The sequence below is a fragment of the Comamonas denitrificans genome, from assembly GCF_042654745.1.
GTDB classification, from domain to species: Bacteria; Pseudomonadota; Gammaproteobacteria; order Burkholderiales; family Burkholderiaceae_C; genus Comamonas; species Comamonas denitrificans.
In genome coordinates this window covers 48,688-56,076 of sequence record NZ_JBHSEY010000021.1, presented here as the reverse complement: position 1 = coordinate 56,076, position 7,389 = coordinate 48,688, and the positions used below count along the sequence as shown (strand labels likewise).

Below are 7,389 nucleotides of genomic sequence, written 5' to 3'. Positions count from 1 at the left end.
TGAAACAGTGGTATCAAACTCACCCTGAGTTGTTCAATAAGCGACCATATGATCGTCCGGGATGCAACAGCTATTGACCGCAATCGGGATGGGGCGCAGGGCTGCGCCGGGGTGGTGTGCGTTTTTTTCCGGCAGGAAGTCAGCCAGGGCCTCGGCCTCCAAAAGTTGCATCGGGCGCACGCGGCGCAGCAGCAGCGCCCCGGCCGGCGTGGGGCGACAGGGTGGCTGGCGCACCAGCAGCACCTGCCCCAGCCGGTCTTCCAGCGCCTTGATGCGTTGGGACACGGCTGAAGGGGTTACGCACAGCCGCCGGGCGGCCGCTTCAAAGCTGCCTTCTTCCAGCACGGCGGCAAAGGCGGCCAGTTGGGGGTGGAGCAAATCCATGGGGGTGTTTTTGTGAGATTAGATTTTCTGGATGGTATGAAGAATTTTTAGTTTTACTTCATCGCTTGGGCGCTGCACCATACGCGCCTTCTTGAACTGTTGGATACCAGAATGTTGCTTTCTTCTGCCGCTGCTGGCTTTGTCACCAGTGCGGGTTTGATCATCGCCATTGGGGCGCAAAACGCCTTTGTGCTGCGCCAGGGCGTGCAGCGCAGCCACGTGGGGCTGGTGGTGGCCGTCTGCATGGCCAGCGATATGGCGCTGATTGTGTGCGGGGTGGCGGGCATGGGCGCTTTGGTGCTGGCGTGGCCGCAGTTGCTGCAAGGGCTGCGCTTTGGCGGTGCGGCTTTTCTGGCCTGTTATGGCCTGCTGGCCGCGCACCGGGCCTGGCGCGGCACGGGGGCTTTGCAGCCCGGCCAAGGCCAACCGCAAAGCCGCCGCCGTGTGCTGTTGGCCTGTTTGGCGTTCACTTTTCTCAATCCGCATGTGTACCTGGATACGATGGTGTTGATCGGCACCATCTCCACCCGCTATGCCGGCATGGCGCAGTGGGCTTTTGGCCTGGGGGCGTGTCTGGCCAGCGTGGTGTGGTTCTCTGCTCTGGGCTTTGGGGCGCGCTTTTTGCAACCCGTGTTTCGCAATCGCCATGCGTGGCGGGTGCTGGATGCGTGCATTGCTGTGTTTATGCTGGTGCTGTGTGGGTTGCTGTTGCTGCATCCGCTGCGCTGAGTTGGTCCGATCGGTGTTTTCAACTTCTCTCAATTTTTTGTATGTATTTACCTGCCCCTTTCGCAGAATCCTGCCCCGAAGAACTCCAGCGCATCATGCGCGAGCATCCTCTGGCGATGCTGGTGACGCAGCGGCCCGATGGGCTGGAGGCCGATCATTTGCCCTTTTTGCTGATTGCCGACCAGGGGCCGCTGGGTAGCTTGCAGGCGCACGTTGCTCGTGCCAACCCGCTGTGGCGGGCCGTGCGCGATGGCGATGCCGTGCTGGTGGTGTTTCGGGGGACGGATGGCTACATCTCCCCCAACTGGTATCCCGGCAAGCAGGAAACGCACCGCCATGTCCCCACCTGGAATTACGAAGCGGTGCATGCGCATGGCTGCATCCGGGTGCGTGAAGACGAAAAATTTCTGCGTGCCGTTCTGGGCCGTCTGACGCGGGTGCATGAGGCCAGCGAACCTCGGCCCTGGCGGATGAGCGATGCGCCTGCGGACTACCTGGCCGAGGAGCTGGGGCAGATCGTTGGCATCGAAATCGAGCTGACCCGCATCGAGGGCAAGCGCAAACTCAGCCAGAACCGCGATGCCAGGGACTTTGAAAATACGGTGCAAACCCTGGAAAACAGGGGCCGAAAGGATCTGGCAGCAGCGATGCGCCGGGCCAGGGATGGAGTGATCGGGTAGGCGCAAAAAAACCGCACCCGGCGTCCCTGGTGCGGTTTTTTTGTGAAGAACTGCGCTGTGCTTAGTACAGTTTCTTAGGCAGTTGCATGCTGCGTACGCGCTTGTAGTGGCGTTTGACGGCAGCAGCTTTTTTGCGCTTGCGCTCGGCGGTGGGCTTTTCGTAGAACTCGCGGGCACGCAGGTCGGTCAGCAGGCCAAGTTTTTCGATGGTGCGCTTAAAGCGGCGCAGCGCAACTTCATAGGGTTCGTTTTCTTTAACGCGGATGGTGGTCATTCAATTTCCAGATATATCTGTGCTGTCAGAGGGTTTGCGGGAAGATCGGGCCTGCAAGCCATGGGTCAGCGGTTGTTCCCCGCCTAAAAACTAGTATTGGCACGGCGGGGGATTGCCAGCAAAGCGCAACATTATAGGATGTTTTTTGCGCTCTTTTGAGCTCTTTCGTTTTGTTGGTGCCCTTCGGCCCGCTGTGGATGGCATGGGTACGGCTGGCCAGGTTGGGTGGGGGGAAATTTACGCCATCCGCCGATGGTGGCGGGCCAGCTCGATGCGCTCTTGCACCGACGAAAACGCCAGGGCCAGCACTGTGCCGACACCGGCCCCCAGGACCGTGTCGAGGATGCGCGCCAGCGCCATGTCGGCGGCTTCGCCGGGGACGGCCAAGGTGGTCATTAGCAGCGCCATGGGGGTGACGAAGATCTGCCCCAGGGCGTAATTCATGCCGATCGTCATTTCGGTGCAAATCTGCAGCACGGCGGCGGCCAGCAGTACCGTCCAGAACGAGGGGGCGGCGGACAGGAAGGCCCAGGCGAGGGCTGCACCCACCAGGGTGCCCAGGGTGCGCTGCCAGGCGCGGTGGGCCGTGCCGGGCAGGTGCGCCCCTTGCTGCACGGCCACCGCACCGATGGCGGCCCAGGCCGGGTGAGGCCAGCCTGCGGCATACGCCAGGCCGGATGCCAATGCCGCGCAAAGGGCGACGCGCAGGGCTTGCCGGGGCGCGTAGCCGGGCGAGGGGACGGTTAGCACGCGGTGTTGCAGTGCCTCGGTGGGGTGCGCTGGCAGGGCGCTGATATCCCGCAGGCGATCGGTCAGCAGGCACAGCACCCAGGCAACGGCCACCCCCAGCGCGGTGGCGATGCAGCGTTCCAGCAGCAATTGCAGGCTGCTTACAGGGCTGAGGGCGGCGCTGGCGGCAAAAATGAAAATCACCGCCCCCGGCACCCCGGTCTGCAGGCGGTGCGCCAGGGCGGCGATGACCCCCGTAATGGCAGCCAGCGCCAGCAGCAGGGCCAGGGTGGGCAGGCCCAGCCAGGATAGCCAGGACAGCACCGCCACCGGCCCGAGCAGGAGGGCACCGGCGATCAGCACGATGCGCCGGCGCTGCGCTACCGTGGCGCAGCGCCCGAACAGCGCCGCCAGTGCCCCCAGGCAGGCAAAGCCGAGCACGTGCTGCCAGGGGGAGGGATGCAGGGCGGCCGCGATCAGCACCAGCGCCAGGGCGACCTGGGCCCCGGCAATGGTGGCGTTGCGCAGGGAGGGTTGCTGCGGCTGGAGAGTGGTCAGGCTCTCGCGCAGCCGGGCCGGGGATAGCAGCAGGCGCAGGGACAGGCGGTAGGACGCTGCGCGTCGCGGGGACAGGGTCATATCAACTTTTCGGCTGGGTGGCGGCAATTCGCGCCTCAATGCGGTCAAAGGCCTGCAACATCCATTGCGCAGCCTGGGGCTCCAGGTCAATGAGCAAGGCATCTTCGATGGCGGTCAGGCTCTGGCGTACCTCGGTGGCGGTTTGGCGGCCTTGCGCAGTCAGATAGATCAGTTTGATCCGCCGATCGCTGGCGTGGGTTTGGCGTTCGATTAGCCCCTGGGCAACCAGCATGTCCAGCAGGCGCACCAGGCTGGAGCCTTCCAGCCCAATGGCCGCCGCCAGCTCGGTTTGCGACAGGCCGTCGCCCAGGCGCAGCAAGTGCATCAGCGGTGTCCAGGCCGCGTCGCTCAGCCCGTTGGTGGCCAATTGCGTGTCCAGTGTCTTGCGCCAGCGCCGACCCAGGCCGACCAAGCGTACGCCCAGCAGGCGTTTGGGGTCGGTGTAGGCATCAGGGGGGATGTCAGGAATGGTTTTGTGCATGAATTAATTCTAATGAAATAATTTGAATTCAAACTATCAGGCATTCATGCCCCCATACCTTTTGCTGCATACTGCTTGCCCTCGCAACGAGTAGCTAATCAACAGGTGACGGATATGAATTTGAGCGAAGAACTCCTGGCACAACTGCAAGGGGCTCCTGTGCAGCAGATGGCGCAGCAATTGGGTGCAGGCACCGAGCAGGTGCAAAGCGCCTTGGGGCAGGTTTTGCCGGTGCTGTTTGGCGCCTTGGGGCACAACGCCGCCCAGCCGCAAGGGGTGGCCGATTTGCTCGGTGGCTGGCTGGGCGCAGGCGCGGGCAGCAATGATGGTGCGGCGCTTTTGGGGCAGATATTGGGCGGTGCCCGTGGCCAGGTGGAAAGCCAGTTGGGCCAAGCCTCGGGGCTGGGCGACAAAATCGGCCCGCTGCTGACCATGCTGGCCCCCTTGGTGCTGCAGTTTTTAAGCCAACGCGCTGGCAATTTAGATGCCGCCAGTGTGGGCCAGCTGCTGGGCCAGGAAACAGCCCGCGTGCCCCAGCCAGGTGGCTTGGCCGGTGGACTGCTGGGCGGCTTGCTGGACCAAAACGGCGATGGCAAGCTGGATGCGGGCGATTTGTTCAAGCTGGGGGCCGGCTTGTTCAGCAAGCGGTAATGCGCTGAATAATGCTCTAAAAATAAAAGCACTTTCCGCTGATAGGTAAACAGTTTTAGATTGTTTTTGCAAAAATATCCTGATATGACAGCGGGGAAAGCTATTTTTTTATTTGTTTTCTTATTTGTTTTTTCCGGGTCTTTGGGTAAACCCTAGACTCCTGCCCCATGCAATTGATCCTGGGTATTGAATCTTCTTGTGACGAAACCGGCGTGGCCTTGGTGCGTGTGCCCGCTGGAGGCGGCCTGCCGCAGCTGCTGGCCCACGGTTTGCACAGCCAAATTGAGATGCACCGCGCCTATGGCGGCGTGGTGCCGGAGCTGGCCAGCCGCGACCACATTCGCCGGGTGCTGCCGCTGACCGAGCAGGTGCTGGCCGATGCCCAGGTGGCTTTGGCCGATCTTGACGTGGTCGCCTTCACCCGTGGCCCCGGTTTGGCCGGGGCGCTGCTGGTGGGGGCGGGCGTGGCCTGCGCCCTGGGCGCGGCGCTGGGCAAGCCGGTGCTGGGGGTACACCACCTGGAGGGGCATTTGCTCTCGCCCTTTTTAAGTGCGGATGCGCCGCAGTTTCCGTTTGTGGCGCTGCTGGTTTCCGGGGGGCATACCCAGCTGATGCGCGTCGATGGCGTGGGCCAGTACACGATTTTGGGCGAGACGATTGACGATGCCGCTGGCGAGGCCTTTGACAAATCGGCCAAGCTGCTGGGTCTGCCTTACCCTGGCGGGCCGGAGCTGGCCAAGCTGGCCGAAGGCGGCAACCCGCAAGCGTTTAAATTGCCCCGGCCCTTGCTGCACAGCGGTGATTTGGACTTTTCCTTTGCCGGCTTGAAAACGGCGGTGCTCACCCAGGCGAATAAATTGGGGGCCGACTTGCCCGCGCACAAGGCCGATCTGGCGGCCAGCACGCAAGCGGCGATTGTTGAGGTGCTGGTCAAAAAAACCGTCAAAGCCGTGCAGCAGTCGGGCATGCAGCGCCTGGTGGTGGCCGGCGGTGTGGGGGCCAACCGCTTGCTGCGCGAACAACTCAACGCCGTGTGTGCCGCGCGCGGCATTCGTGTGCATTACCCCGAGCTGCATTTGTGTACCGACAACGGCGCGATGATTGCCATGGCGGCCGCCATGCGCCTGCAAGCGGGCCAGCAGCAGGCCGATTGCAGCTATGCGTTTGATGTCAAACCGCGCTGGCCGCTCGATAGCATCACCGTAGCCAATTAATTGAGTCGGCTTTACGCTGGCTTCACACAGCAGGAAAAAACCGGCGACACGGCGGCGGCACAATTGGCGCATGGTTTTTTCCAATACCTTCTCTCCCTTCTTGGCCTTTCCGGTGCGCTCCTTGGTGGTCAGTGCGCTTGCAGCCGCTAGCTTGGCCGCGTGCAGCCACACCACCCGCATGGCGGCGCAGCCGCAGAACCTGCCCGTTCCCGCCGAATGGGCCAACACCACGGCCCCAGCTACGGCCCCAGCCGCCGCGCCTGCCACTGCCCTTGCCAGCGATGCCTCAGCGGCCCCCGCGCTGGATTTGGCCCAGTGGTGGCAAGGCTTTGGCGATGCCCAACTGGTCACCCTCATTGAGCAGGCCCTGGCGGCCAACCCTAGCATCGTGAGCGCCCAGGCCGCCGTGCAGCAGGCCCGTGCCCAGGTCGATGTGCAACGCGCCGGTTTGCTGCCCAGCCTGGATGCCAGCGCCGGGGCGCGGCGCAGCCAGCAGGGCATGGCCGATGCCAGCAACAGCTACACCGTGGGCCTGGATGCCAGTTGGGAGCTGGACCTGTGGGGGCGCAAGCGCAATCTGGTGCAGGCGGGCCAAGAAAACTTGGCCGCTACCCAAGCCTCGCTCTATGCCGCGCATGTGAGTTTGTCGGCCGAGGTGGCGCTGCACTACATCCAGCTGCGCAATGCGCAAGAGCGCTTGCGCATCGCACAACACAACCTGGCCTTGCAAGCCCAGACCGAGCAAATGACCCGCTGGCGTGTCCAGGCCGGGCTGGCCGCCAGTCTGGATGCCGAGCAAGCGCGCCAGACCCTGGCGCAAACGGCGGCGCAAATCCCCAGCCTGCAGGCCAGCGTGCGGCAAACCCAGCATGCCTTGGCCGTGCTGACAGGCCAAGCCCCGGCGGCTTTGCTGGAGGCGCTGGCGCAACCCGCCCCGGTGCCTGCTGCCCCGCCAACCTGGGCCATGCGCCTGCCCGCCGACACGCTGCGCCAGCGCCCGGATGTGCAAGCGCAAGAGCACCGGGTGCAAGCGGCGCTGGCCAATTTGTCGGCGCAGGAGCGGGCCAACTTCCCCACGCTGCGCCTGTCGGGCAGCCTGGGGGTGGGTGCGCTGACCCTGGGGGCGCTGAGCGATGGGGCCTCGGTGGCCCGCAGCATTGCAGCCAGTTTGGCTGCGCCCATTTTTGATGCTGGGGCCAACCGGGCGCAAATTGCCGCGCAGCAAGCCGCCGTTGTGCAGGCGCGGCAAGCCTACCGCAGCAGTGTTTTGGCGGCGCTGCAAGAGGTGGAAGATGCCTTGGTGCAATTGCAAAGCGACCAGCAACGCTTGGTGCATGTGCAAGTGGCCGCCGAGGCGGCGGGCAATGCCCAGCGGCTGGCCCAGCAGCGCTATGACAGTGGTTTGATCGACTTTCGCACGGTGCTGGAGAGCCAGCGCAGCCTGCTCTCCAGCCAAGACAGCCTGGCCAGTGCGCAAGCGGCCATTAGCACCGATGTTGTCAAACTATTCAAAGCGCTTGGCGGTGGCTGGACCAAAGAAAACAATCAATTAACCGACGAAAACCTTGTTTCACAAGCGGTAAGCGCTACAGAATAAAGAGTACCTTG

The 7,389-nt window shown here is 63.4% G+C and carries 9 protein-coding genes; 5 read left to right on the top strand and 4 right to left on the bottom strand.

Annotated features, from left to right (window positions below; all coding sequences use genetic code 11):
- Positions 1-33: 33 nt before the first annotated feature.
- Positions 34-384: a LysR family transcriptional regulator gene (locus tag ACFO24_RS05950; RefSeq protein ID WP_377737457.1), complete on the bottom strand. Its 351-nt coding sequence runs from the start codon at positions 382-384 to the stop codon at positions 34-36.
- Positions 385-495: 111 nt separating this feature from the next.
- On the opposite strand from ACFO24_RS05950, the gene ACFO24_RS05945 reads away from it, so the two are divergent.
- Both ACFO24_RS05945 and ACFO24_RS05940 read left to right on the top strand, forming a co-directional pair.
- Positions 496-1,113 (top strand): LysE/ArgO family amino acid transporter, encoded by a 618-nt coding sequence (locus tag ACFO24_RS05945; protein ID WP_377737455.1) that lies wholly within the window; start codon positions 496-498, stop codon positions 1,111-1,113.
- Between the two features lie 41 nt (positions 1,114-1,154).
- On the top strand, positions 1,155-1,793 hold the full coding sequence (locus tag ACFO24_RS05940; protein WP_207574768.1) for an FMN-binding negative transcriptional regulator: 639 nt from the start codon (positions 1,155-1,157) through the stop codon (positions 1,791-1,793).
- 61 nt (positions 1,794-1,854) lie between these two features.
- Here ACFO24_RS05940 and rpsU read toward each other — a convergent pair whose 3' ends face one another.
- The 3 genes from rpsU to ACFO24_RS05925 form a co-directional block, all read right to left on the bottom strand.
- Complete coding sequence (gene rpsU / locus ACFO24_RS05935; protein ID WP_003052999.1) at positions 1,855-2,067, bottom strand: 30S ribosomal protein S21; 213 nt, start codon at positions 2,065-2,067, stop codon at positions 1,855-1,857.
- A 237-nt stretch (positions 2,068-2,304) separates the two neighbouring features.
- The gene (locus tag ACFO24_RS05930; protein ID WP_377737449.1) at positions 2,305-3,435 is read right to left on the bottom strand and encodes an FUSC family protein; all 1,131 of its coding nucleotides are present in this window, start codon (positions 3,433-3,435) and stop codon (positions 2,305-2,307) included.
- Position 3,436: 1 nt separating this feature from the next.
- Positions 3,437-3,916, bottom strand: a complete 480-nt coding sequence (locus tag ACFO24_RS05925) for a MarR family transcriptional regulator (protein ID WP_207574766.1) — start codon at positions 3,914-3,916, stop codon at positions 3,437-3,439.
- Positions 3,917-4,030: 114 nt separating this feature from the next.
- On the opposite strand from ACFO24_RS05925, the gene ACFO24_RS05920 reads away from it, so the two are divergent.
- The 3 genes from ACFO24_RS05920 to ACFO24_RS05910 all read left to right on the top strand — a co-directional run bounded on the left by ACFO24_RS05920 (position 4,031) and on the right by ACFO24_RS05910 (position 7,378).
- Complete coding sequence (locus ACFO24_RS05920) at positions 4,031-4,567, top strand: DUF937 domain-containing protein (RefSeq protein ID WP_377737446.1); 537 nt, start codon at positions 4,031-4,033, stop codon at positions 4,565-4,567.
- 167 nt (positions 4,568-4,734) lie between these two features.
- Positions 4,735-5,781, top strand: a complete 1,047-nt coding sequence (gene tsaD / locus ACFO24_RS05915) for a tRNA (adenosine(37)-N6)-threonylcarbamoyltransferase complex transferase subunit TsaD (protein WP_377737444.1) — start codon at positions 4,735-4,737, stop codon at positions 5,779-5,781.
- Positions 5,782-5,851: 70 nt separating this feature from the next.
- The gene (locus ACFO24_RS05910) at positions 5,852-7,378 is read left to right on the top strand and encodes an efflux transporter outer membrane subunit (protein ID WP_377737442.1); all 1,527 of its coding nucleotides are present in this window, start codon (positions 5,852-5,854) and stop codon (positions 7,376-7,378) included.
- The last annotated feature ends 11 nt before the right edge of the window (positions 7,379-7,389 follow it).